The sequence below is a fragment of the Mycobacterium sp. 050128 genome (genome assembly GCF_036409155.1).
In the GTDB taxonomy this organism is placed as follows: Bacteria; Actinomycetota; Actinomycetes; order Mycobacteriales; family Mycobacteriaceae; genus Mycobacterium.
In genome coordinates, this window is sequence record NZ_JAZGLW010000003.1 from 124,138 (window position 1) to 146,357 (window position 22,220).

The 22,220-nt window shown below is 64.9% G+C and carries 24 protein-coding genes; 10 read left to right on the forward strand and 14 right to left on the reverse strand.

Features of this window, described 5'->3' with window-relative positions:
- Positions 1 to 38 precede the first annotated feature (38 nt).
- A complete protein-coding gene (locus SKC41_RS21280; RefSeq protein ID WP_330979675.1) occupies positions 39 to 1,187 on the forward strand; it encodes a DUF1214 domain-containing protein in 1,149 nt (382 codons plus the stop codon).
- On the opposite strand, the gene SKC41_RS21285 is transcribed toward SKC41_RS21280, so the two are convergent.
- From SKC41_RS21285 to SKC41_RS21295, 3 genes are all read right to left on the reverse strand, one after another.
- Positions 1,184 to 1,801, reverse strand: coding sequence for a TetR/AcrR family transcriptional regulator (locus SKC41_RS21285; RefSeq protein ID WP_330979676.1), 618 nt, complete (start codon positions 1,799 to 1,801; stop codon positions 1,184 to 1,186). The genes SKC41_RS21280 and SKC41_RS21285 overlap by 4 nt on opposite strands.
- Positions 1,802 to 1,886: 85 nt before the next feature.
- Positions 1,887 to 2,339: a hypothetical protein gene (locus tag SKC41_RS21290; RefSeq protein WP_330979677.1), complete on the reverse strand. Its 453-nt coding sequence runs from the start codon at positions 2,337 to 2,339 to the stop codon at positions 1,887 to 1,889.
- 129 nt (positions 2,340 to 2,468) lie between these two features.
- The gene (locus tag SKC41_RS21295) at positions 2,469 to 3,374 is read right to left on the reverse strand and encodes a haloalkane dehalogenase (protein WP_330979678.1); all 906 of its coding nucleotides are present in this window, start codon (positions 3,372 to 3,374) and stop codon (positions 2,469 to 2,471) included.
- 114 nt (positions 3,375 to 3,488) lie between these two features.
- Between SKC41_RS21295 and SKC41_RS21300 the strand changes: the two genes are divergently transcribed.
- On the forward strand, positions 3,489 to 4,217 hold the full coding sequence (locus tag SKC41_RS21300) for a DUF2652 domain-containing protein (protein ID WP_330979679.1): 729 nt from the start codon (positions 3,489 to 3,491) through the stop codon (positions 4,215 to 4,217).
- 23 nt (positions 4,218 to 4,240) lie between these two features.
- Here SKC41_RS21300 and SKC41_RS21305 read toward each other — a convergent pair whose 3' ends face one another.
- Complete coding sequence (locus SKC41_RS21305; protein ID WP_330979680.1) at positions 4,241 to 5,440, reverse strand: MalY/PatB family protein; 1,200 nt, start codon at positions 5,438 to 5,440, stop codon at positions 4,241 to 4,243.
- Between the two features lie 36 nt (positions 5,441 to 5,476).
- Positions 5,477 to 6,574 (reverse strand): NAD(P)H-dependent amine dehydrogenase family protein, encoded by a 1,098-nt coding sequence (locus SKC41_RS21310; RefSeq protein WP_330979681.1) that lies wholly within the window; start codon positions 6,572 to 6,574, stop codon positions 5,477 to 5,479.
- A gap of 214 nt (positions 6,575 to 6,788) precedes the next feature.
- Between SKC41_RS21310 and SKC41_RS21315 the strand changes: the two genes are divergently transcribed.
- Together SKC41_RS21315 and SKC41_RS21320 are read left to right on the forward strand one after the other, a co-directional pair.
- On the forward strand, positions 6,789 to 7,778 hold the full coding sequence (locus SKC41_RS21315; RefSeq protein WP_330979682.1) for an LLM class flavin-dependent oxidoreductase: 990 nt from the start codon (positions 6,789 to 6,791) through the stop codon (positions 7,776 to 7,778).
- A 130-nt stretch (positions 7,779 to 7,908) separates the two neighbouring features.
- Positions 7,909 to 8,883 (forward strand): LLM class flavin-dependent oxidoreductase, encoded by a 975-nt coding sequence (locus tag SKC41_RS21320; RefSeq protein ID WP_330979683.1) that lies wholly within the window; start codon positions 7,909 to 7,911, stop codon positions 8,881 to 8,883.
- A 4-nt stretch (positions 8,884 to 8,887) separates the two neighbouring features.
- On the opposite strand, the gene SKC41_RS21325 is transcribed toward SKC41_RS21320, so the two are convergent.
- Positions 8,888 to 9,673 carry a spirocyclase AveC family protein gene (locus SKC41_RS21325; RefSeq protein WP_330979684.1) on the reverse strand — a complete coding sequence of 262 codons (786 nt, stop codon included), beginning with the start codon at positions 9,671 to 9,673 and terminating at the stop codon, positions 8,888 to 8,890.
- A gap of 217 nt (positions 9,674 to 9,890) precedes the next feature.
- Between SKC41_RS21325 and SKC41_RS21330 the strand changes: the two genes are divergently transcribed.
- Positions 9,891 to 10,541 carry a TetR/AcrR family transcriptional regulator gene (locus SKC41_RS21330; RefSeq protein ID WP_330979685.1) on the forward strand — a complete coding sequence of 217 codons (651 nt, stop codon included), beginning with the start codon at positions 9,891 to 9,893 and terminating at the stop codon, positions 10,539 to 10,541.
- Positions 10,542 to 10,556: 15 nt separating this feature from the next.
- Positions 10,557 to 11,759 (forward strand): cytochrome P450, encoded by a 1,203-nt coding sequence (locus SKC41_RS21335; protein ID WP_330979686.1) that lies wholly within the window; start codon positions 10,557 to 10,559, stop codon positions 11,757 to 11,759.
- Positions 11,760 to 11,840: 81 nt separating this feature from the next.
- Here the strand turns inward: SKC41_RS21335 and SKC41_RS21340 are convergent, their stop codons facing one another.
- From SKC41_RS21340 to SKC41_RS21360, 5 genes are all read right to left on the reverse strand, one after another.
- Positions 11,841 to 12,830, reverse strand: a complete 990-nt coding sequence (locus tag SKC41_RS21340; protein ID WP_330979687.1) for an alpha/beta fold hydrolase — start codon at positions 12,828 to 12,830, stop codon at positions 11,841 to 11,843.
- Between the two features lie 59 nt (positions 12,831 to 12,889).
- Complete coding sequence (locus SKC41_RS21345) at positions 12,890 to 13,408, reverse strand: lipoprotein LpqH (protein WP_330979688.1); 519 nt, start codon at positions 13,406 to 13,408, stop codon at positions 12,890 to 12,892.
- A gap of 97 nt (positions 13,409 to 13,505) precedes the next feature.
- The gene (locus SKC41_RS21350; RefSeq protein WP_330979689.1) at positions 13,506 to 14,231 is read right to left on the reverse strand and encodes a hypothetical protein; all 726 of its coding nucleotides are present in this window, start codon (positions 14,229 to 14,231) and stop codon (positions 13,506 to 13,508) included.
- Positions 14,228 to 15,106, reverse strand: coding sequence for an LLM class F420-dependent oxidoreductase (locus SKC41_RS21355; protein WP_330979690.1), 879 nt, complete (start codon positions 15,104 to 15,106; stop codon positions 14,228 to 14,230). The genes SKC41_RS21350 and SKC41_RS21355 overlap by 4 nt, the downstream gene beginning before the upstream one ends.
- Positions 15,103 to 15,885, reverse strand: coding sequence for an SDR family NAD(P)-dependent oxidoreductase (locus SKC41_RS21360; RefSeq protein WP_330979691.1), 783 nt, complete (start codon positions 15,883 to 15,885; stop codon positions 15,103 to 15,105). The genes SKC41_RS21355 and SKC41_RS21360 overlap by 4 nt, the downstream gene beginning before the upstream one ends.
- A 113-nt stretch (positions 15,886 to 15,998) precedes the next feature.
- Between SKC41_RS21360 and SKC41_RS21365 the strand changes: the two genes are divergently transcribed.
- Positions 15,999 to 16,586, forward strand: a complete 588-nt coding sequence (locus tag SKC41_RS21365; protein WP_330979692.1) for a TetR/AcrR family transcriptional regulator — start codon at positions 15,999 to 16,001, stop codon at positions 16,584 to 16,586.
- Positions 16,587 to 16,594: 8 nt separating this feature from the next.
- Entirely contained in the window at positions 16,595 to 17,854 is a 1,260-nt protein-coding gene (locus tag SKC41_RS21370; protein WP_330979693.1) for a cytochrome P450, read from the forward strand.
- On the opposite strand, the gene SKC41_RS21375 is transcribed toward SKC41_RS21370, so the two are convergent.
- Positions 17,801 to 18,640 (reverse strand): alpha/beta hydrolase, encoded by an 840-nt coding sequence (locus tag SKC41_RS21375; protein WP_330979694.1) that lies wholly within the window; start codon positions 18,638 to 18,640, stop codon positions 17,801 to 17,803. The genes SKC41_RS21370 and SKC41_RS21375 overlap by 54 nt on opposite strands.
- Positions 18,641 to 18,742: 102 nt before the next feature.
- Here SKC41_RS21375 and SKC41_RS21380 point away from each other — a divergent pair, with 102 nt between their 5' ends.
- Positions 18,743 to 19,594, forward strand: coding sequence for a 5'-methylthioadenosine/S-adenosylhomocysteine nucleosidase family protein (locus tag SKC41_RS21380; RefSeq protein ID WP_330979695.1), 852 nt, complete (start codon positions 18,743 to 18,745; stop codon positions 19,592 to 19,594).
- Position 19,595: 1 nt separating this feature from the next.
- Here SKC41_RS21380 and SKC41_RS21385 read toward each other — a convergent pair whose 3' ends face one another.
- The gene (locus SKC41_RS21385) at positions 19,596 to 20,450 is read right to left on the reverse strand and encodes a sulfurtransferase (RefSeq protein ID WP_330979696.1); all 855 of its coding nucleotides are present in this window, start codon (positions 20,448 to 20,450) and stop codon (positions 19,596 to 19,598) included.
- Between the two features lie 124 nt (positions 20,451 to 20,574).
- On the opposite strand from SKC41_RS21385, the gene SKC41_RS21390 reads away from it, so the two are divergent.
- Entirely contained in the window at positions 20,575 to 21,039 is a 465-nt protein-coding gene (locus SKC41_RS21390) for a hypothetical protein (protein WP_330979697.1), read from the forward strand.
- On the opposite strand, the gene SKC41_RS21395 is transcribed toward SKC41_RS21390, so the two are convergent.
- Positions 21,036 to 22,178, reverse strand: a complete 1,143-nt coding sequence (locus SKC41_RS21395; protein ID WP_330979698.1) for a glycosyltransferase — start codon at positions 22,176 to 22,178, stop codon at positions 21,036 to 21,038. The genes SKC41_RS21390 and SKC41_RS21395 overlap by 4 nt on opposite strands.
- Positions 22,179 to 22,220 lie beyond the last annotated feature (42 nt).

Here is a 22,220-nt window from a genome sequence, read left to right on the forward strand (position 1 = left end):
GTTGTGCTGTATTTTGACGCGCGCTTATGATGCTGCTCATGGCCAATCTTCAAAGCTCAGCCGCGTGGCGTGAACTGCTCACCGCCTTCGCTGATTTCGAGAATCTGTTCCTCGAAGGCCCCAAGGCGGTGCGCGGAGAATTGGCCGTAGCCGAGGGCTACGAGTTTCTCGCCACGATGCTGGGTTTGTCGTTGGACGTGACGTTGTTCGCGGACCCGGTGGCGCCCCGGTTCCACGATGTGCTGACGCCGTTTCGCCGTGACCGCCGCTGGGGCGGGGACAACACCGACGCGTATTACAGCTACGTCGTCATCGACCCGCGGCGTACCTACCGCATCAGCGGAACGCCGAACGAGAGCGTGATGTACTCGGTCGCCGTATACAACGAACCCGAACCCGGGGCATGGCCCAACCGGACCATCGGCGTGCTCTACGACGAGGACATGCCGCTCGATGAGGACGGGTGCTTCTCCTGCGTGCTCGGCCCCGAACGCCCGCGGGACTACGACGGGCCCTTCATTGCTCTCGACGAGGACGCGCATGGGGTGCTCACCCGGGACTACCACGAAGACCCCGCCCACAGCCGGCGCGTCGATTGGTCGATCGAGGTCGTCTACCACGGCGACTTGCCCGTTCAGCCACTGAAAACCGATGCGGCAGTGGCTCAGTCGTTGCGTTCGGCGCTGCGCTACACCCAGGACATGCTCGCGATCGTGCCGCTGGTGCTGCAAGAGCGCAAGCCGACCGAACTCGCCGACGGGCAAAACCTCTCGCATAATGTTCTTGCCCCGCCGTACCGGGCCGGTGCCGCCACACACGGTTACTCGATGCAAAACGCCGTCTACAGCCTGGGCGCGTACGCCCTCGAGCCCGGCGAGGCGTTGGTGATCACGTCGCACCACCCGAAGTGCCGGTTCTGGAACCTCACGCTGTGGAACCAGTACATGGCAGCGCCCGACCTCGAATATGGCCGTGGCGGAATCAATTCCGGCACCGCTGTCCCCAACCGGGACGGCAGCATCACGATCGTGATCAGCCGCGAGGAGCTCGACCACCCCAACGCCATCTCGACCAAGGATCACCCGGAAGGGTTGATGTCGTTTCGCTGGTTCCACGCCGACGACTTGCCCGAACAGCCGGCCACGGCGGTCGTTCCGGTCGCCGAGGCGCCGCGCAAGCCGTCCTAGCGCTTCTTGCGGGCCGGGGGAGTCCGCACCACCGGCCCGATCCAGTGCCGCAGCACAGCGCGTAACTGTCCCGCCGACCGTGGCGGGTCCGGCGGGACCAGAACCATCGACTGGATGATGCGCAGCAGGTACTCGACCAAATCGTCGAAATCCCGGCCACGATAACCCAATGCAGCCCAATCGATTTCGGTGCGCTCCAGGATCACGCGCGATCGCCGGATGGATTCGCCCAAGACCATCTGCCGACTCATCAGCCGGCTCTGGTCGGTCTCCAGCAACATCATCAGCACCGGCTCTTTGGGCAATTGCTCCACGAGGTAGGCGACGGCCTCGACCAACAGCTCGACCGGCTCACCATTGCCTGCGGTGAGATCGGCGATCCGCGCGGTCCAGCCTCCGAGGGCGACGTCGCTTGCCGCCGTTACCAGCTCGTCCAGAGTGGCGAAGTAGCGGTAGATGGTGGGACGCGTGACGCCGAGGTCGTCCGCGATCACGGACAGGCTGGTGTGTTGCGGTCCCCGCCGCTCCATGCTGCGCAGCGCCGCATCGATGATGCGCTTGCGCGCTTCCTCATCATCGGCGGGTGGTGCTCCGCCCCAACCCTTTCGACCCATTGCGGACGGCCCTAACGCAGGCCGGCACGGGGATCAGTGATCATACAGAGAGTCTAGTGCTGTCAAATTAATCTGGCCATTCGTGCTATTGGTGGTTTCTCCTTCGGCGTCGACGTCCCTTCGCCTCTTCGGTCCACTCCTTTTCGACCCGTCCGATCTCCAGCGAAAGTTGCATCAGAGTCGGGTTATCGCAGTGGACTTCGTGGGCGGTGCGAAACTTCGCCGCTTCGCCGGTGGTCGGTAGGTGGGGTCGCAAGCCCTCGAACCACTCGTCGCCGACCACGTTGGGCGGATCATCGACGCGTGGTCCGCACGACCACTGCCGGTAGGCATCACGAGCCCCGGCCAGGCCGCTGCGCCACTGTTGGATCGCATCGCATCGCTGCGAATGTATTTGGCTGCGCATCTGATGTTTGTTGTTGCCGTTTAACGCCATCCCGGGTAGCAGGTTGTCGACGGTCGACTTCGCGATGCCCGCGATGCCCATGGCCGAAGCACCCACGACCGTGCCCATCAGGCCCATCGTCATCATGTCCATTGGCTGATCGTTGCACTCGGGGCCCGGCGACAACAGGAAAATTGTCCGGCGGACAGGCTCGATGAGCGATCAGGACAGCAGGGTCGTCATGCGCGGTGTCGCACGATTAGCTCAACGCCCGGTGACGGTTCACAGCAGGGGCTTCTGCCAGGCGAGGACCCGTTCGGCCAGTTCGGGCCCGCTGTCTTCCTGGATGAAGTGACTGGCCCGGATGCTGGCATGAGGCTGGCCGGCCGCCCCCGGGACGTGCTTGATCAGGGGGCGGTCGGCCTGGCCCAGGATCGGGTCGCGAGCCCCGAAGATGGCGAGGAAGGGTTTCTCCCATCGGCCCAGGGCGTCCCAGGCCGCGCGATTGGCCGGAACGGCCGGGTCGTCGGGTGAAGTCGGCACCAATTGCGGAAATGCCCGGGCCCCGGCTTGGTACGTCTTGTCCGGAAAGGGGGCGTCATAGCCGGCCCGCACCTTGGGCGGGACCCTGCGGACTGTGCCCGCCGCGACGATGCGACCGGCGGGCAGCACGGGGGAGTAGCGCGCGAAGGCCCGCCATGCCAGGAACCCCGGAGAGGGCTTCCGCTGGGCCGCGGGCAGAAAGCCGTTCGCCACGACGATGCGCGCGATCCGTTCGCCCTGCTCGGCGGCGATGCGCAGACCGATCAGCGACCCCCAGTCCTGGACGAACAGCGTGACTTCCTTCAGCCGCAGGCGCTCGAACCACGCCGTCACCCACTCGACATGGCGCAAGTAGGTGTAATCCTCGATCCGGCTGGGCTTGTCGGATCGGCCAAAGCCGATCAGGTCGGGGGCGAGCACGCGGTTTCCCGCGTCAACCAGCGGCGGAATCATCGTGCGGTACAGATAGCTCCAGGTGGGCTCGCCGTGCAGCAGCACGATCGGCGGGCCGTCGGCCGGCCCCTCGTCGAGAAAGTGCATGCGCACCGGCGGGGAATCGCTTGCCGCCACCTCAATGTAGTTCGCTACGAACGGATAGCCTTCCAAGTTTTCGAATCGGGAGTCCGGGGTTCGCAGCACATCCATATTCAGCTCCTCCGGTGAACGGGCACCCCTGCTAGCCTCTCTCCGCTACGCCACTTCGTCCAGTACGAAATTTCCTTGGGGGAGAACCCGGCAGGCCACTAAACTAGCGAATTTATGGCCATCCGGCGCGGCGTGCTGCTGATCGCGGACATCAGCGGTTACACGGACTACATGAATTGGAACCGGATGCACCTGGCCCACGCACAATTGGCGGTGGCGCAGCTGCTGGAATCCGTCATCGATGCTGGCAAAGGCCTCAAAGTGGCGGAACTCGAGGGCGACGCCGTCTTCTTCTGGGGGCCTGACGGTGACGCCAAAGTCCTGGTTTGCGAGCGACTATCGCAGATGCGGCGGTCGTTTTTCGCTCGACGCGAGCGGATCAAACGAGACTTCAGCTGCGACTGCGACTCGTGCGGGCAACTGGACAATCTGACGATCAAATTCGTCACTCACGAGGGCGAGGCGGCCGAGCAAAAGATCAAGCGCCAGCGCAAGCTCGCCAGCGTCGACGTCATCCTCGTGCATCGCATGCTCAAAAACCACGTGCCCGTCTCGGAGTATGTGCTGATGACGGACGCCGTCGTCCAGGGTCTCGACGAGTCGGTCCGCAAGCTTTGCCTGCCCTTGACCCACGATTTCGAGGGCATCGGAGAAACGTTGACACATTACATCGATCTGTCGGTCTCCGAGGTGCCACCGCTGGTTGCACAACGCAGCTTGTCCGGACGCCTCGGCGCCAAGGCGAAATTCGAGCTGAATTCGTTGCCCTTCATCCTGGGCTTCAGGAAGCCCGCCGAGGGATTCCGCAATTTGGGCCGCGGCGCCGAGGAAATTCCCGCATAGTTGAAAGGCGTTGTCGCGCAGGGTTACTGGGCATCGACGAGTGCACGGCCCATACGTGATACGGCTTCGGTGAGAATCGCTTGCGAGGTAGCGAAATTCAGCCGCACATGGCCGGCTCCGCCGGTGCCGAACACATGGCCGGAGCTCAGCGCGACACCGGCGTGGTCAAGAAACCAGCGAGCCGGCCCGGACAGGTCGGCCACCACCGCGAGGCCATCGTCGGCATCTTCGGTAAAGCCGAGACGGCGGCAGTCGAGCCAGGCCAGGTAAGTGCCCTGGGTGCCTTGATATTCCACTTGTGGAAGGTGTTCGGCGACCAGGTCGCTCAGTAACGTCCGGTTGGCGTCCAGGCCCTGCAGCAGCGCGTCGAGCCAGTCGTCGCCGGTTCGGAACGCTTCCGCGTGCGCGATGACGCCCAGGTGGCTCGGTCCGTGGCTGACTTCTTCCGGCATCCGCTGCAGATCCGCCGCCGCCTCCGGTCCGGCGATGGCCAGGGCCGCCTTGAGTCCGGAAAGGTTCCACGCCTTCGAGGCGGAGGTCAGGGCGAACGCGTCCTCGGCGCCCGGAACACTCAGGTACGGCGTGAATTGCGATCCCGCCAGGATCACTGGCGCGTAAATCTCGTCTGCGACCACCCGCACGCGAGTCCGCCGCGCGCATTCGGCCACCGCGCGCAACTCGTCGACGGTGTGTACCGTGCCCGTCGGATTGTGGGGATTGCACAGCAAATACGCGACCTTTCGGCCCGACGCCCGTGCGCGCGTGAACGCTTCCTCCAACGCCTCCAACGCAATTCGCCCGTCGGGATCGAGCGGCGCCTCGATCACCCGCCGACCCGAGTGTGACACGAACGCGTAAAACGGCGCGTAGACCGGAGAATTGACGACGACCGCATCGCCCGGGTCGGTGATAAGCCGCAGCGTCTCAACGACTCCGAGCATGACGTCGGGGACGATCCTCGTACGGGTGACCTCGAGGTCGTGCCACTGCCAACGCCGCGAAGCGAATTCACCGACGGCCTCGGCGAGTGCGGTGCCCGACGGGTAGCCGGTATCGCCGATGTCGATCGCCACGCGCAGGGCATCGGCGACGGTGGGTGGGAGCTTGACGTCCATCTCGGCGACCCACAGCGGCAGGACGTCGGCGGGATACGCGCGCCACTTCATGCTGCTGCGGAGCTGCAGTTGCCCCAGCGTGAGTTCCTCGAGTGGATTGTCCGTCATTCCCGCCAGACTAAGCCGCGGGTGTGGCGTGCCGGCTCAGCCGGTCACAAACGCGCCCTTGGGGATCGTCAACGGCAAGTCGACTGAACTCAAAAGTCCGGGCTCGGCGGCGACGACATAGGGCACGGCGTTGACGACGCGCATGGCGGTGGCGACCATGGCGCCCGCGCCGGACGTCATACCCCCGACGCCGGCCTGCTGCGGATCCTTCAGCGTTGCCGCGAGGGTGCAGTCGATATCGGGATCACCACTGATCTGGACGCGGTAGGACAGGTCGCCGATACCTTCCGGCCAGTCCGGGGCGACGTCGTGCGCGAGTCGCGTGACGTGCTCGATGATGATCGCTTCGCGGCCGTCGACGATGCCGGTGGCGCGCATGCGCAGCGCGCCGCACGTTCCCGCCTCGACGGTACCCATCGCGACCTCCAGCGTCCGGTTGGTGACCGCGCGGTCGAAATACTCACGGACTTCCTGGACTTCGACTCCGAGCGCGTCGGCGATCAACCGGATCTGCCCCTGCCATTCGCCGGCGATCGCGCCCGGGAAGCCGATCCACGGTTGGTAGTCGAGCGGCCGGCCGAAGCCCAACGCGTCGCTCATGATGTCGGGCACGCCGTAGTCGTCGTACAGGCCGATCTCCCACGCGTGAATCTGGTCGATGGACGACGACTGCGTGGACAACACCAACGGCAGATAGTCGGCGGCAAAGCCCGGCTCGATCCCCGAGGCGTAGAGCGACGCCTGGCCCTGCTTGGCCGCGGCGACCAGCTGGTCGCGCCACTCGGCGGGTTCGTAGGCGTGCGGATTGACCAGACGCGTCGTGCTCGTCGTGACCACGTTGATCCCGGCCTCGAGCAGCCGGACGTAGTCAGGGATGGCCAGGGCGTCGCGTTCGGGGCCGCTGGCCGCGTAGATCACGCAGTCCGGCTTGCACGCGATCAGCGCATCGGCGTCGGTGGTGGCCTTCAGGCCGATCGGCTCACCGTTGGCGAGTTCGCCGGCATCCTTGCCGTCCTTCTCCGGGGAGTGCACCCACACCCCGACCAATTCCAGATTGGGGCGCCGACCGATCGCGCGGATGGCGATGGAACCGATTCCGCCCGTTGCCCATACCACTACCCGCTGAGCCGTCATGTCGTTCCTCCTCAGTTGCGTGCGTGATGAAAGCTGAGGCGGCCGTTGCCCTTACGCCGACAGTTACCCAACGTTCGAAACGGAAGCTAACAGCCGCGAGCCAACACGGTCAAGGGTTTAAGAGAGTAAGTACTATCCTAAAGAACAAATCTTAGGTTAATGTGCGGGGTGTGAGGGTCGACCGGCGGGAAATCGATCTCCTGGCGGCGCGCTGATGTTCACACTGAGGTTCGACATGCGCGCCCCGGCGTGGGCTGGTCCGGCCGCCGATGTGTACGCGGCGGCCATCGCCATGTGCGCGTGGGCAGAGACCCGCGGCGGCGTGCTGGCCGTGCTGTCCGAGCACCACGGCACCGACGACGGTCACCTGCCGGCACCGCTCACGCTGGCGTCGGCGATCGCGGCCAGGACCAATAGCTTGGCGATTCTGCTGGCTGCCGTGCCGATTCCGCTGTGGGATCCTGTCCGGCTCGCCGAAGAGATGAGCGTGCTGGACCTGATCAGCCGTGGACGGGTGTCCTACGCGTTCGGCGTCGGTCATCGCAGTGAGGAATACGACCACTTCGGCATCGACATGAGCACGCGCGGTCGAGTCGCCGACGAGATGCTGGCCGTGCTGGGCCCGATGGTGCGGGGCGCATCCGTCGAATACCGAGGCCGCGAGGTCCGCGTCACCCCACCGTGCGCGTCGCCCAACGGGCCGACGCTGCTGATCGCCGGCGGCAGCAAAGCCGCGGCGCGCCGCGCCGGCCGCCACGGGCTCGGGTTAATCTCCCAGACCGCCTTGCCCGGCCTCAAGGAGTATTACGAGGAGCAGTGTCGTGCGCACGGGTACGAGCCCGGAATCATCCAATTCCCCCAACCAGATTCTCCGACAGCGGTTTTCGTGGCCGACGATGTCGATGAGGCATGGGAGGAGCTCGGGCCACACCTGTTGCACGACGCGAAAACAGCGGCGTCCTACCGGCCGCACGACGATTCGGTAGCCAGCATCACCCGCGCCGACAGCGTGGCGGCACTTCGCGAAGACAACGGCCCGTACCGCATTTTCACGTCCGACGAGGCCGCTGCCTACGTCCGCGGCGGGCAACTGCTGCCACTGGCTCCGCTCTGCGGCGGCGTCGCACCCGATGTGGCGTGGCCGTACCTCGAACGCGCCGCGGCCGCCGCGAGGACCTCCGGACCAACCGGGCAGCGAGAGTGAATCTGACGACGCTGCGGCGGCGTGTCGCGTCGCAGGATTCACACTCGGCATCCCGACGACGCTGCCGCGTTACGCCTTCGACTGAGCATGTAACGTGCATCACAACGATTAGGCCATCTAGGAGTTTGCCGTGTACACACTGCGCTTCGACATGCGCGACCCCGAGTGGGCTGCGCCCCCCGCCGATCTCTACGCCGCGGCGCCCGAGATGTGCGCGTGGGCTGAAGATCACGGTGGTCTGGCCGCCGTTATCTGCGAGCATCACGGGTCGGAGGATGGCTATCTGCCGTCGCCGTTTTTGCTGGCCTCAGCGGTGGCCGCGCGAACGCAGCGGCTGGCGCTGAACCTAATTCTGATCCTGCCGTTCTATGAAACCGTGCGCCTGGCAGAGGACATGGCGGTGCTCGACATCATCAGCAACGGGCGGGCGTCGTACATCCTGGCGCTGGGCTACCGGCCCGAGGAGTTCGAGCACTTCGGCGTGCCGATCAAGAAGCGCGGCCGCGTCTGCGACGAGAAACTGGCGCTGTTACGGCGACTGCTTGCCGGTGAAACGGTCGAAGAAGACGGACGGCGCATCACGGTGACGCCGCGCCCGCTGACGCCCGGGGGGCCGGGATTGATGTGGGGCGGTGGAACGGTGGCCGCGGCCCGTCGTGCCGGCCGATACGGGCTGGGCATGCTCGGCAATGCAAACGAGCCCGGCATGCAAGAGGCCTACGAGCAGGCCTGCCGTGAGCACGGCCATCAGCCCGGTCCGACGATGTTTCCCGATCGCAACACCCCGTCGGTCGTTTTCGTCGCCGACGATCTGGACCAGGCGTGGAAGGAGATCGGGGAGCATCTGCTGCACGACGTGCAAACCTATGCGGCATGGAATCCCGGCGACGAGACGACGGCGGGATTCTCGCACGTGAAGACGGTCGACGAGCTGCGCGCCAAGCCGACGTCGCACATCATTATCTCTGTGCCAGAGGCGATTTCGCGAGTCCGCGCCGGCCAGATGCTCAACTTGTCGCCGTTGTGTGGCGGGCTGCCGCCGGACATCGCGTGGCCGTATCTCAAACGGGTGGGCGAAGAGGTGCTGCCCGAGGCGCTGGGCTGACGGCTCACTTGGGTTGGTTCGGTACGCCTGGGTACAGCTGCTCGGTCGGTCCCGCGGTCACATAGCCGCCCAGCTTCGTAATGAGATGGGGCGCAAAGACCGCGCCGTACACCAGGTGTCCGACGACGATGACGGCCACGATGGACAGCACCGCGGACTGCCCCCGGCTCTTCGATCTCTTGTCGGCCCACATATCGATGACATTGCGTCCTTGTTCATCGGTGCGGCCGAGCAGATAGGTGAAGACCATCATCTGGATGCCCATCGCGAGCGAGTCGTACAGCGGGTATTGGTGCTTGGTCCCCTCGAAGATCGCCAGGCCGGGAATCACGTAGCCGTAGTAGAAGTTGCCGAGCTGGGCTCCGGTGAAGGCGTTGAAAAACAGTGCCCAGCAGAACCCGACGACGAGGCCGACCACGAGCAGGGTAATCGGCCTGCGCCAGTTGAACTTTGCACTCAGCCAGCGTCCCAGGGCCGCCGCGGTGACGGCGGGAATGATGAAGTAGGAGACGTAGCCGACCGGCACCGCCAACGGCAACCCGCCCCACGTCATGTTCAGCGGCCACCAGGACGGCATGCGGGGCAGCGCCGGCGGAAACTGTGCGTACATCGCCCAGTCGTAGGGTGACTCGATCCACGAGAACGAGATCGCCGAAACGCCGAGCAGCAACAGCGGATGGATGCGGCGGCGACGGTAACTCAAATAGATGCCGATCACCAGGAACGTGATGCTCGCGACGTAGGAAAAGTACTGAGCCCCGGCCATCACCGGCGTCATTTCGGTGTTCACTGGCGGCCCTTTTCGATCGGCGCGCCCCGGGCTTCGGGATCGAAGCGGAGTACCAGCCCGAAAATCAGGATGATCAGGCCGAACAGCGTGCCGAGCATGATGACAGCGCCCATGGTGTCACCTTTCGACGATGCGCAACTTTAAGGTAGTGGATACTATCCTATCTAGATAGTGGATACTATCCCCAAGGCGTGAGGTTTAGGAGGGGTGGACAGCAGTGCCCGAGCGAGCGATTAAGCAGCCGATACCGGCGACGGTGGTGCGTCGGCCCCGCGGCGAGCCGCGCAGGCTGCTGCTCGACGCCGCCCGGGCGCTCTTCGCCGGCCAGGACTACCGCAGCACCACAACGCGTGAAATCGCTCAGGCCGCCGGCGTCACCGAGCACCTGCTGTTCCGCAATTTCGGCTCGAAGGCGGCGCTGTTCCGCGAGGCACTCGTCGTGCCCTTCGTGAACTTCGTCGACGAGTTCGGCAAGACCTGGCAGTCGGTGGTCCCCGAGGAGACCGACGAGGAGGAGCTGACTCGGCTGTTCGTATCGCGGCTCTACGACGTGTTCGTCGAACACCAGGGCCTGCTGCTGACGCTGATGGCGGCCGACAATCTCAGCGACGAGGAAAAGGCCGACGCCGGCATCGCCGAGATCCGCCGGGCGGTCACGGTGCTCGGCCAAATCAGCGTCGAGGGAATGCAATTGCGCGGGTTGCGGTCGGACCATCCCGACTTGCCGGCCCACTCAACGGTTTCGATGATCGCGGGAATGGCCGCGCTGCGTTCGACCTACTTCGGGGACACGCCACCGCCGCGGGAGGTGATCGTGGAGGAACTCGTTCAAGCGCTCTTGCACGGCTTCTTGCACCGCAACGACTGAGTTAGGGATCCGACTATGACAAGCGCCAATGCCGTCGAGTTGTATTACGACCCATTCGACGTCGAGATCGATTCGAACCCATATCCGGTGTGGAAGCGCATGCGCGAAGAAGCGCCGCTGTACTACAACGAGAAGTACAACTTCTACGCGCTGAGCCGCTATGACGACGTGGTCCGCGAACTGCCGAACTGGGAGACGTACCGCTCAGGCCGGGGCACCACCGCCGATATCTTATTCGCGAATATCGAAGTGCCACCGGGCATTCTGTTGTTCGAGGATCCTCCGCTGCACGATCTGCACCGCAAACTACTATCCCGTGTTTTCACGCCCAGGCGCATGTTGGCAGTCGAGTCCATGGTGCGTGGATTCTGCATCCGTGAGCTGGACCCCCTGATCGGCGGGAGCGGGTTCGATTTCATCGCGGACCTCGGTGCGATGATGCCGATGCGAACCATCGGCTATCTCTTGGGCATCCCCGAAGAGGATCAAGAGAAGATCCGCGATCGGAGCGTCGCCAACATCGAGCTGTCCAAGGACAGCGACCCCGCCGCAATCGATGCGAACGTCTTCGCGAATTCCATCGCGTTGTTCGCGGAGTACATCGAATGGCGGGCCAGTCATCCGTCCGACGACCTGATGACCGAACTGCTGCGCGCCGAGATCGATGAGCCGGACGGGACGCGGCGACCGCTATCGCGGACCGAGGTGCTGGCTTATACCGCGATGATCGCGGGTGCCGGCAACGAAACCACGGCTCGCCTAATCGGTTTCATGGGACAGCTGTTGTCGGATCACCCTGACCAACGCCGTGAGCTCGTCGCGGACCCGTCACTGATCCCCGGCGCGATCGAGGAGACACTGCGCTACGAGCCGCCGTCTCCGGTGCAGGCCCGCTATGTCGCGCGCGATGCCGAGCACTATGGTCGCGTGGTTCCCGAGGGGTCGTTCATGCTGCTGCTGAACGCGTCCGCCAACCGCGACGAAAACCACTTCACGGATCCGGATCGTTACGACATCCACCGCCGCGGAAGTCATCTCAGCTTCGGGCAGGGCCTGCATTTCTGCTTGGGCTCGGCGCTGGCCAGGTTGGAAGCGCGGGTGGCCTTCGAAGAAGTCCTCAAGCGCTGGCCCGACTGGGAAGTCGACTACGCGAACGCCCAGCGGGCGCATACTGCAAGCGTGCGCGGCTGGGCGCGTTTGCCTGTTCTCGTGGGATAAGTCACGAGCGCGAAGTTAGTTTCACACTCGACCGCGAACGTGAAGGTAACTTCGCGTTCGAAACAGGTTGTGTCGCAACGCCTAGAAAATGCTTTGGTCCACCAGCACCGCGCCGTCGGGCTGGTTGCCGAGGGTGTGCAGCGGAATGTCCTCGTCCTGGACCGTCAGAAGGACAATCTGGGCCAACTGCCGGGCAGCGTCGCACTGCACGTAGTGATCGGCGCCCGGCACCACCCAGTAGCGATTTCGACCGGGCTTGGCCTTGAGGTACGTCTGCCACACGTGGTTGGGGACGCGCAGCGGCGCGACGTTGTCGTGCAGTCCCCACACCACGGTGGTGTTCACGTGGCTGGTGGAAAGTGCTTCAAGCCAACTAGTTTCGTCGGCGGCGCGCTCGTTCAGATACTGGATGGTGTCCGGCAGTACCCGGATTCCGTCGTTGTGGGCAAAACACTTGGCCAGCGCGTCGATTTCAGGGTCGGTCAATTTCCTTCTCGGCATGAAGGTGCTGGCCCCCATGCCGGCCGCCAGCGTCTCCGGTGTGGTCGCCGCCGCGGTGGCTCGCCCGGTTTCAGGATCGAGCAGCGCGGTTTGGAACAGCGTCAGATTCGCCAGCGGCAGGTACAGGTTGGCGTTGGTCAAGATGAGGTCGAGAGGCGCGAGCGGCGGGTCCAACGCCGCCAACATGCCCAGCGCGATCATGCCGACGCTGCTGCCGCGATCATGGGTGAGCATGCGAAATTCGGTCAGTTGCCACACTTCGGTGATCGCGTGCACGAGCAGACGCGCATCGTCGTACAACGAATAGACGTACGGCTCGGGCGGTTTGTCCGACAATCCGTAACCCGGAAAGTCCAACAGGTAGATGTCGAAGTCGGAGCTCAGCTCGTGCGCCAACTCGAAGTAGTCGATGCTCGACGTCGGAAAGCCATGAACGAGCACGAGCGGCGGTGCCCCAGCCGTGCCGCAGCGGCGACTGAACACCCCCACTTCCTGCCCGTCGTTGGCGGCGGTAGTCGACCGCCAGCGAAGTTCGGTCCCGCCCTTTTGCCACTCCGCGAAGATGTCCAAGATGCCAGCATCTCAGAGGCGATCGTGGTTAGACAACCGATGTTTCGCGATTCGGGCGTTCACGGGCAAGTCAGGTGTATCCCGAATGTGATCTGACGCATCCCGGTTTGGCCGGGCATCGTCCCCTGGCCGTTGCCGGTGATCGTGTATTTCGGGCCGTCTTTGGTGACCATCACCTGGTTCACGGATTGGGTCGGCTGATAGGGCAGCTGGTACTCACCGTCTCCGACTTTCAGCGAAATCGAAAAGCCGTCAACGCTGGGCGGCTTTTCGTCCGACAGCGCGAAGGACAGCGACGCCGAATCGTCGTGGACGCTGATTCGCGTCGTCAGATCGCCCGATTCCGGAGGTGTTGCGTGCGGTGCCGAGGCTGAGCTGGTGCAGCTGACTTTGGCAGTGATCGTGTGGGTGTGCTGGTCCAGCATCAGGATGGTGTTCGACGGAGGCGCACTCGAGCTCGTCGGCGACGCGGGCTTGCTGCCGCTGTTGGAACAGGCCGGCAGGCCGACGGTCAACACGACCGCGCCGAGCCCGGCAACCCCGCAGCTGATTCGCCGGCGAGTGTCCGGATTCTTCATCGCAAGTCCTCCTAGAGGTCTTCTCCGAAGGCGCGCACCGCGCCGTGCCTACCGTAGCCGCGAAGGCGCTGTTCAGCGCGTGCCGGGCCCCATCGGGCTACCGCCAGGCGTCCCAATGGATCATCGTGCGCAGCGGACCGGCGAATACGGGGCGTACCGCGTGCGTTCGCCAGCGTTCTTCGACGAGCGGCGCGAGGGCCGTTGTTGTGCTCAGCGGATCCCCGTCGAGGTAAACGACGGTGATGTATTGGTGGTCGGCTCGCCATCCCCGGGGTAAATGGCTCCATCCGGTACTCGAACCGAATGTCCAGGCGCCCGCGGTGCCCGGGGTGGCGAGCAATGCCGGAAAGTGTTCGGCATGCAGCCATTGCAGCCATTCGTTCGAACGGCCGTCGGTGGGCTCCTCGACGATCAACAGGATTCCGCGGTGCGGCCGAAACGGCACGACCTCGGCGGAAACGAGAGCCTGCGGCGAGGAGTGCCACTGCAGCAGCCGCAATCCCGCGATTTGCAGTAACGGCCGTGCGACGGGGAAGCGACCGTTCTCTCGCAGTTCACGGCCGAGTGCCACGAAGTCATCGAAGGTTTCTTCGACCGGGTCGCCGACCAGATAGTGCACGACGTTGCCGACTTCGCCCAGTGGTCCGGCCGTCGCGAGGCGATGGTTGAGGTAATCGCCGTCGGCGATCCAGCGCAATCCGTGCACGATGCCCGGGAGTTGATACTGCTCCGGCATGTGATCAAGCAGGTGCCAACGCAGGTAACCGCTTTCGTCGTCGGACGGTGCGGTGAAGCTGAAAATGCCTGCCTTGACCCGGTTCATGCGGCACCGCCGGGGGGATGGAGTTCGGCCAGGGCGTGCAGGTTCTCCAAATAGTGCTGCAGAGACCTATGGATGAACCAGGTGGTAATGGTGGTCGCGCCGTGCGCGGCGGTGTCGGCGAGTATCTCGCGGGTGCGGTCGGGATCATTGATCGGGTCCAGCGGTGCCGGCGGCGGCAGCACCACCTCGAAGCCGGCCGGAAGTTCGAAGCGGCCCAGCCATTCTCGGGTCTGCTGCAACGTCACATTGAAAGGAGCCCACCCGTCGGCCAGGGTGACGGCGCGGCGCAGTGATCGCAGTGTGCGTCCGCCGATCCAGATGGGGACGTGGTCCTGAACCGCGCACGGGTCGACGACCAGACCGTCGAACGAATAAAACTCACCGTGGTAGGCGGGTTCTGAAACCGACAGGGACGCGCGTAGCGCTCGCAGCGCGTCGTCGCCGCGCGGTCCGCGGTCGTCGTAAGGGGCACCGAGAAGGTCGAATTCCTCTTTGAGGCTGCCGACGCCGACGCCGAGGATGAGCCGGCCATTGCTGACCTTGTCCAACGTGCCATAGCGCTTGGCGATTTCGAGCGGGTGGTGGTAGGCGAGGACTAACACGTTGGTGGCCAACCGGATCCGCTGCGTGCGCGCGGCCAGGTAGCCCAACGTCGCCAGCGGATCCCAGTACCGCATACCCCGGCGTTGATGTTCCACTGCGGGCAGCGCGATGTGCTCGCTGCAGGTCAGGTGGTGATAGCCCAACCGGTCTGCGGTTTCGGCGAGCTGGGCCAACTCCTCGATCGAAGCATCCTGCTCCCAGGCGGCGCTGGCGCCGGGCATCGTGATCACGACCGGTGTGGACAGCGACAGCTTTACCGACGGGGTACTCATCCCTGCATATACCCTCCGGCGTCGACGGGGATCGATTGCCCTGTGATGGTTCGGCTCTCGTCACTGGCCAAGAACAACGCCAGGTTGGCCACATCGTCGGGCGACGAAATATCGCGCAGAGCGACGTCTTTGAGAGACTTCGCGCGCACGGCCTCGACCTCGACACCCTGCTCGTCGGCGGTGCGCTGTAACCAATTGCGATAAAGATCTGTATCGATCGCGCCCGGCACGATGCAATTGCACCGGATCCCGTGCGGACCGACTTCGAGGGCAACGGTCTTGGTGAAGGCTCGCAGTGATGCCTTCGCAGTCACGTAGTGGGTTTTGCGGACGATGCCGTTATAGCCCGCGGTAGAGGAGAAGTTCAGGATGACTCCGCTGCGCCGTTGCAGCATCGACTGGTTGAGCACTTCGCGGGTGCACAGCATCGCCGCGGTGACATCAATGGCGATCGTGGCATTCCAGTTGTCGAGCGTCTGCTCCCAGATCCAGTGGTCTTTCCCCGGCGCGGCGGCGTTATTGCAGAGGATGTCGACCTGTCCGAACTCGCCGACCGCGCGTGCCACCATGGCCGCGACGTCCTTTTCGTTGGTGACGTCGGCCCGCATCGCGATCGCGCCGGGCCCTGCCGCCGCCGCGGCCTCGCGGACCAGCTCCTCGCGCCGGGCGGCGAGCAGTACCCGCGCACCCTCGCGGACGAACACCGATCCTAGAACTGGTCCCAGGCCGGTGCTTGCCCCGGTGATAATCGCCACCTTGCCCGCTAACCTGCCCGTCATTGGGCAAATATTACATAGCGGATTCGTTGGTTACGGAGCCCGATACCGGGTAGATTCGAACGGTGCTCGAATTACTTTCTAACGACGATCGAAACTGACGGGGGAATGACGTAGTGGTTGCAACCGGGAATCAGGCCACAGCGCCGGCCGGCGCACGCCGCGCCTACGGGGGCCTCGATCGCGACGAGGTGGTGGTCGCGTTGCGTGACTTGGCGAAGCGGGTGGGCGTGCAGCGCGTGACAATGCGCGAACTGGCCACTGAGCTCGGCGCCGCCGTGCCCTCGGTGTACTACCACGTCCCCAGTAAGCAGACGGCTCTCGAGCTGGTTGCCGAGTCCGTACTCGCAGAGATCCCCCTCCCGGAAGGGGGACGATGGGACGCCAGGCTGATCGAGCTCTATTGCGCCGCGAGGGAAATGATCCTGGGAGTCCCCGGTGTCGCGAGCATCCTGCAGACCAGCGTCGGGAACGAGCCCGCGCGCCGTCTGGATCGACACAGCCGCGGCCTGCTCGCCGAGGCGGGCCTCGCGAAACCCGCTGCGGCCGCTGCTCATACGGTCTTGTACACGTACCTGCTGGGCTCGATTGCTCTGCAGGAAACACGCTCCGCGGACGCTACACCCCGTGTTAAACGCCAGCTGGCCAACCACTTTCGCGCCGGTCTCGATGTGATCGTCGCCGGAATCAAGTCGTCGTCCTAGGTGCTTAGATGAGTATTCCCAAGCCGAATGTGTTGGGGTCCCTGGTTGTCGAGAACCAGCAGACCGCTTCCGATCGCGATGCCGCGGCGGTGCTCGATCCCGACACCTTCGTCGGCGGTGCCCCGTTCGACGCGTTGACGCGGTTACGGGCCGACGCACCGGTGCACCCGGTGCAGTTACCCGGACTACCCAGGGCATGGCTACTCACCAAGCACGCCGATGTGCGACTGGTCAGCCGCGACACCGATACCTTCACCAGCAGCAAGGGCAACACACTCGTGGAGGTCGAGGCGGCACCGAACTCGGCGCTACTGCCCGGCATCGACCCGCCGCGTCACGTCCTGTACCGCAAGCTGATCAACCAGGGCTTCACCGTCCGCAATGTGCAGCGGCTGGAACCACACATGCGTAAGGTCGCCCAAGACATCGTCGCCGACATCACGGCCAAGGGTGAATTCGATGCCGTGACAGACATTTCCGCGGAGATGTCGTTACAGGTGATCGCCGACGTGCTCGGGGTGCCCGCCGAAGACCGGATGGAGGTTTTCCGGTGGAGTAACGCCATCGGCAGCCTGGGCATCGAAGACCCCGACTACGCTCCGACTCCGGAAGCCCTTGGGCAGGCCGCTGCCGAAATGTTCTCCTACTGCGGCGAATTGGTAGCCCACCGACGCAAGTACGGGCTCACCGACGACATTTTGTCGGCGCTGCTGGCCGCGGAGGTCGACGGCGAAAAGCTGAACCGCGACCAGCTGAACGAGTTCTTCCTGCTGCTGGCGATCGCCGGCAACGAAACCACCCGCAATACCCTGAGTCACGGGGTGTTGGCGCTGTCAGAGCACCCGGAGCAGCAGGCCCTGCTTGCCCGTGATCGCGAGGCCGTCAAGCCCGCCGTGGAGGAACTGCTGCGCTGGGCCTCACCGGTCATGCATTTTCGTCGTACCGTCACCCGCGACGTCGAAATCCGTGGCCAGCACGTTCCCGCCGGCGATTGGGTATTGCTGCACTACCTGTCGGCCAATCGCGACGAGGAGGTCTTCGATCGGGCCGGCGAATTCGACGTCACTCGCCCGGACGCCGGTCATGCCGCGTTCGGCGGCGGAGGAGTGCACTTCTGTCTCGGCGCTCAGCTCGCCCGGCTGGAATTGCGGGTCATGCTCGAAGAGCTGTACCCAAATGTGCCGGGCCTGACGGTCACTGGGCCGCCCGACCGGTTACGCTCGTCGTTCTTCCACGGCATCAAGCGCCTGCCGTGTAGTGCGCGTTGAGGTTACGCCTTCCAGCCAGGCGTGAATTCGTGCGGCCACCAAGGCCCATTCGGGCTCGACCATCATGTTGTGGCCCATGTTGGGAAAGATCTCTGCGGTGGTGCCGTAGGCCCGTGCGGTCTGATGCACTTCCCGCGGGGTGAAGCACCCGTCGTCTTCGGCGCCCAGGACCAATACCGGAGCCTTGACCCGATCAGGTTTGGGCAGGTTGAGCAGCAACATATCGAGGAACCATCTGCCCGCATATTCTTCGCCCAGCGGTGCGGTGTAGCGCACCACGTCGGCCTCCGGGGTGTATCGAGAATAGAACTGTTCGCGGGTTAATTTGGGCGTGCCGCCTACGGCGTGTAACGACTTGGTAGTCAACAGAGTTCGCGCGGTATGCCACGGATGCCGCCTGCCGAGGCGCAACATGAATCCGGTGACCCCGCTCGGTGGTGCGGAGGCGAGCAACACGGCGGCTGGAGCGTCGTGTGACTCCAGGTACTTCTGGACCACGAACCCGCCCAACGAGTGCCCGATCACTATCGGCGCAGTAGGCAATTCGGTGGCAACGGATGCGACATCGTCGACGTAGTCGGCGATCGAACAGAAGAGATTTCGCTTCGGCTCGGCGCTCTTTCCGTGGCTGCGAAGGCTCACCGCGAGCGACCGATAGCCCTTGTCCGCGAAGAAGTCCAAGAAGTACTCGTCCCAATACCAAGCGCCATGCCAGGCGCCGTGGACAAAAAGCACCGGCGGTTTCGCAGAATCGCGGCCCGGTCTCTTTTCGATCACCTCGAGCATGGGCAGACTCCTTTGTCGCGCCCTGAGACTAGCTTCTGGTCACCCGTAACGAGGGAAAAAGACGATAATGGTGGGTGCCGCCGAACCTGAGGAGTGTCCGACGTGACGGTGGATTCGTCCGAACAGCGCACGCTGGTCTTGACGGCCTTCCCCGTCGAGGCAGATGAGGTGCTGTCCCACACCACGCTCGACCTCGACCCCGTAGTGGTCGCCGACCGTCGGCATTTCTATCTCGGCTCGATTCGCGGCAAGAAGGTCATCGTGGCGATGACCGGCATTGGCATGGTCAACGCTACCGAGGCCACCGATACCGCGCTGACCTACTTCTCCAGCACCGTTGGCGCGGTGGTGTTTTCGGGTGTGGCGGGCGGTGCCGGGCGGACCGGCATCGCCGATGTGGCCGTACCGGCGCGCTGGACGCTGGACAACGGCGCAACATTCCACCCCGTCGATGCCGACATGTTGACTGTTGCCGAGACCCTTTCCGTCACATTGGAAAGCGCGAAACGGATGCGGCATGAGCCGCAGCTGCTGGTCGGTGGTGACGGCTGCAGCTACGACAACAACAATGGGCGGGCATTCCCGAATATCCCGCTCGGTGGCGCGGTGTTCGGCTGCCAACCGCGAACGGCACCGGATCGCTCCGTCTTCCACACCGGCAACTTCTTTCAGGCCGCGTGGCCATGGCTGAGGCACGGCCTGATCAGCAACGCGAAGGTCGTTTCGGCGGCGGATCCGGCATTCGATGCCACAGACAGTGAGACCGCGGCGGCGCAGGCCGTCGCGGACGCGCGTGGCGTGCCGTTCCTAGGGATACGCGGAATGTCGGACGGACCGGGTGATCCACTTCGGTTGCCGGGCTTTCCGTTTCAGTTCTTCGTCTACAAGCGGGTCGCCGCCGTCAACGCCGCGCGAGTGACGGCGGCGTTCCTGCGGCGCTGGCCGGGTGCCTGATCTATTCGGGCCCGCGAGCGACCGGGTGACTCGGATCCGACGACCATTCGGACCACGACCCCGGATACAGCGCGGTCTCGCGACCCATCGCCGCGAGCGCCGCGACCGCGATGGTGGCGGTCACGCCCGACCCGCAGTAGGCGCCCAACGGGCCGGTGCTGTCGATGCCGCGATCGGACAATTGCTGGGCGAGCGCATAGTCACCAAGAAACGTGCCGTCGGCCGCCAGCACCGAGCCGCTGGGCAGGTTCCGTGCCCCCGGGATGTGACCCGCGACGGCGTCGACGGGTTCGACCTCGCCGCGATAGCGATCGGGTGCGCGCGCATCGAGCAGCGTCACGGCGCCCGCGCCGGCTTGTTCGGCCGTCACGGTGGGCAGAGCTCCGGCATACAAATCCTCGTGGGGCACAGTCACATTCCCCGCCTGCGGGGTGACCTCGCCCGTCTCAAGGCTTCGCCCGGCTGCCCGCCATGCGCCCAGTCCGCCGTCCAAGATGCGGACGTTCGCTAGCCCGGCCGCGGTCAACACCCACCAGGCGCGCGCAGAACCCGCTCGATTCCAGTCGTCATAGACCACGACCAACGAGCCCTGCCGGATACCCCAACGGCGTGCGGCGTCCTGCAGGCTTCGTCCCGACGGCAGCGGGTGACGGCCGCGGCCGGACACGGTGTGATCGCTGAGTTCGTCGTCGAGCGACACATAGACGGCGCCCGGGAGGTGGCCGTCCAGGTAGGTCGCGCGCCCGTCGGGTTGGTCGAGCCGCCAACGGACATCCAATATGGTCAGCGGATCGTCGGCCTCGATCAGGTCGGCCAGCTCCGTGGCGGTGATCAACACCCGGTCGCGCGCTTCCACGGTCCACCTCCTCGTCGTCTCCCGGTCGTCTCCAGCGAGACTAGCCCTCGGACCGAAAGCGTCTCGTCTCAGCAAACAACGGCGTAGGGTCGGCGATCATCACCGGCCGTCGATGGGAGCCGATATGGGCAACGTCTATCGGGTAGCGCTGGCGGCGGGCGTCGCGCTTGCTGTCGTGACGGCGATTCCGGCCAATGCGATGCCAAATACCCAGTGCACGCTGGCGACACCGGTGACGGAAGTGCACAGCCTGTCGCAGTTACCGCCGGAGCTCGTCAAACTCTTGCCGCCCATCGCCGACGTCGGCGCGCCGTTCAACAAGACCGATTCGGTCAACGATCCGTCGTTGCCGTTCCGGCGCCTGATCCGCGCCGGCAACCGCGACGCCGACTGGTTCCTCTGGTACGAGCACGGCGGCGCGGGCTACTTCTGGCAAGCAGTGGTGGCGCGCGTCGTTCCCGGCAGCCCGCCGAGCGTGCTCGCGAATGCGGGAACCATCACCGACACCCTGTGCAGTCTCACCGACGGCGCCCTTGCCGGCCACGTGCCGCCCTACCCACCCGGCTCGTGGGGTGCGTCCGACTTCTAGGCGGTGTTCTCGGTGTCGTCGTCCGGGCCGCCGATGACGGGCCCCAACGTCGCCAGCATGCCGGCCGCCGCCCGCTGCCAGGTGAAGTTCTCCGCACGGCGCCGCGCGGAGGTCCGGCGGTGGTATTCGGGGAGGCTGATGACCGTGCCGACGGCCCTGGCGATGGCCTCGGGGTGGTTGTCGGCCGACGCGCCGCTGTCCGGGGTGATGATCTCGGTGAGCGCCGAGGTGCGAGAAACCACCGCCGGAGTGCCGCATGCCAGCGATTCCAGCGCGGCCAACCCGAATGTTTCGTGCGGCCCCGGGGCCAGGGTGACATCCGCGGAGGCCAGCAGCCCGGCGACGGTGTCCCGGTTGGAGACGAACCCGGTGAAGTCGATCGGCAGCCCGGTGGCCTGACGCTGCAGCTTGGCCCGCATCGGTCCCTCGCCCATGACGACCAATCGGGCATCGACGCCGAAGTCGCACAGCGCGGCCAGCGCGTCGATGCTGCGGTCGGCCCGCTTCTCCACCGACAACCGGCCGCAGTGGACCAGCAGAAGCTGATTGGGCGTGGCCCACTGCCGGCGGACCAGCGGAGAGTGCCGACTGGGGTGGAAGGTCTTCAGATCGACACCCAGCGGCACGGTGACGACGTTCTTGGCGCCGATGCGGTCGAATTCCTCGCGCGCGAATCCGGTAGTGCAGACGACGGTGTCATAGTCGGCGGCGGTGCGGCCATTGGCAAAGTCGGCGAGGCTGCGCGCCGGCCGCTTCGGAAGTACTTGTCCGGCAAGGCGATCCAGTCGCTCATGCGAGATCATCACGGTCGTGGCGCCGTGGTCGCGGCCCCAGCGGCCCAGTGACCTCAGTGTCAGCCGGTCGGAAACTTCCAGCGCGTCAGGTTGCAGTGCTTCCAGCAGCGCCTTGACCGGACCCGGCATCACCGCGCGGTAACCGCCGGTGAAGGGAATCAGCCAGGCGGGCATAGTGATTCGCACCACACCCGTCGGCAGCAGGGTACGTTCTGCGCGTGGACCGGGAACGACCAAGAACACTTCGTGCCCGTTGGCGCTGTATTCCGCGCCCAGCCGATCCACCGCGGTACGAAGGCCGCCGGACCGCGGGCCATAGAAATTGGCGACCTGTACAACACGCATAAGCAGAGGACACGCGGCGCTTGTGTGCACTCAACGATGCAG

Bases quoted from the DNA above. Each gene is read 5' to 3' on its own strand.
- SKC41_RS21280 (WP_330979675.1), top strand. From the start codon at position 39: ATGGCCAATCTTCAAAGCTCAGCCGCGTGGCGTGAACTGCTCACCGCC.
- SKC41_RS21285 (WP_330979676.1), bottom strand. From the start codon at position 1,801: ATGGGTCGAAAGGGTTGGGGCGGAGCACCACCCGCCGATGATGAGGAA.
- SKC41_RS21290 (WP_330979677.1), bottom strand. From the start codon at position 2,339: ATGGACATGATGACGATGGGCCTGATGGGCACGGTCGTGGGTGCTTCG.
- SKC41_RS21295 (WP_330979678.1), bottom strand. From the start codon at position 3,374: ATGGATGTGCTGCGAACCCCGGACTCCCGATTCGAAAACTTGGAAGGC.
- SKC41_RS21300 (WP_330979679.1), top strand. From the start codon at position 3,489: ATGGCCATCCGGCGCGGCGTGCTGCTGATCGCGGACATCAGCGGTTAC.
- SKC41_RS21305 (WP_330979680.1), bottom strand. From the start codon at position 5,440: ATGACGGACAATCCACTCGAGGAACTCACGCTGGGGCAACTGCAGCTC.
- SKC41_RS21310 (WP_330979681.1), bottom strand. From the start codon at position 6,574: ATGACGGCTCAGCGGGTAGTGGTATGGGCAACGGGCGGAATCGGTTCC.
- SKC41_RS21315 (WP_330979682.1), top strand. From the start codon at position 6,789: ATGTTCACACTGAGGTTCGACATGCGCGCCCCGGCGTGGGCTGGTCCG.
- SKC41_RS21335 (WP_330979686.1), top strand. From the start codon at position 10,557: ATGACAAGCGCCAATGCCGTCGAGTTGTATTACGACCCATTCGACGTC.
- SKC41_RS21345 (WP_330979688.1), bottom strand. From the start codon at position 13,408: ATGAAGAATCCGGACACTCGCCGGCGAATCAGCTGCGGGGTTGCCGGG.
- SKC41_RS21350 (WP_330979689.1), bottom strand. From the start codon at position 14,231: ATGAACCGGGTCAAGGCAGGCATTTTCAGCTTCACCGCACCGTCCGAC.
- SKC41_RS21355 (WP_330979690.1), bottom strand. From the start codon at position 15,106: ATGAGTACCCCGTCGGTAAAGCTGTCGCTGTCCACACCGGTCGTGATC.
- SKC41_RS21360 (WP_330979691.1), bottom strand. From the start codon at position 15,885: ATGACGGGCAGGTTAGCGGGCAAGGTGGCGATTATCACCGGGGCAAGC.
- SKC41_RS21370 (WP_330979693.1), top strand. From the start codon at position 16,595: ATGAGTATTCCCAAGCCGAATGTGTTGGGGTCCCTGGTTGTCGAGAAC.
- SKC41_RS21375 (WP_330979694.1), bottom strand. From the start codon at position 18,640: ATGCTCGAGGTGATCGAAAAGAGACCGGGCCGCGATTCTGCGAAACCG.
- SKC41_RS21390 (WP_330979697.1), top strand. From the start codon at position 20,575: ATGGGCAACGTCTATCGGGTAGCGCTGGCGGCGGGCGTCGCGCTTGCT.
- SKC41_RS21395 (WP_330979698.1), bottom strand. From the start codon at position 22,178: ATGCGTGTTGTACAGGTCGCCAATTTCTATGGCCCGCGGTCCGGCGGC.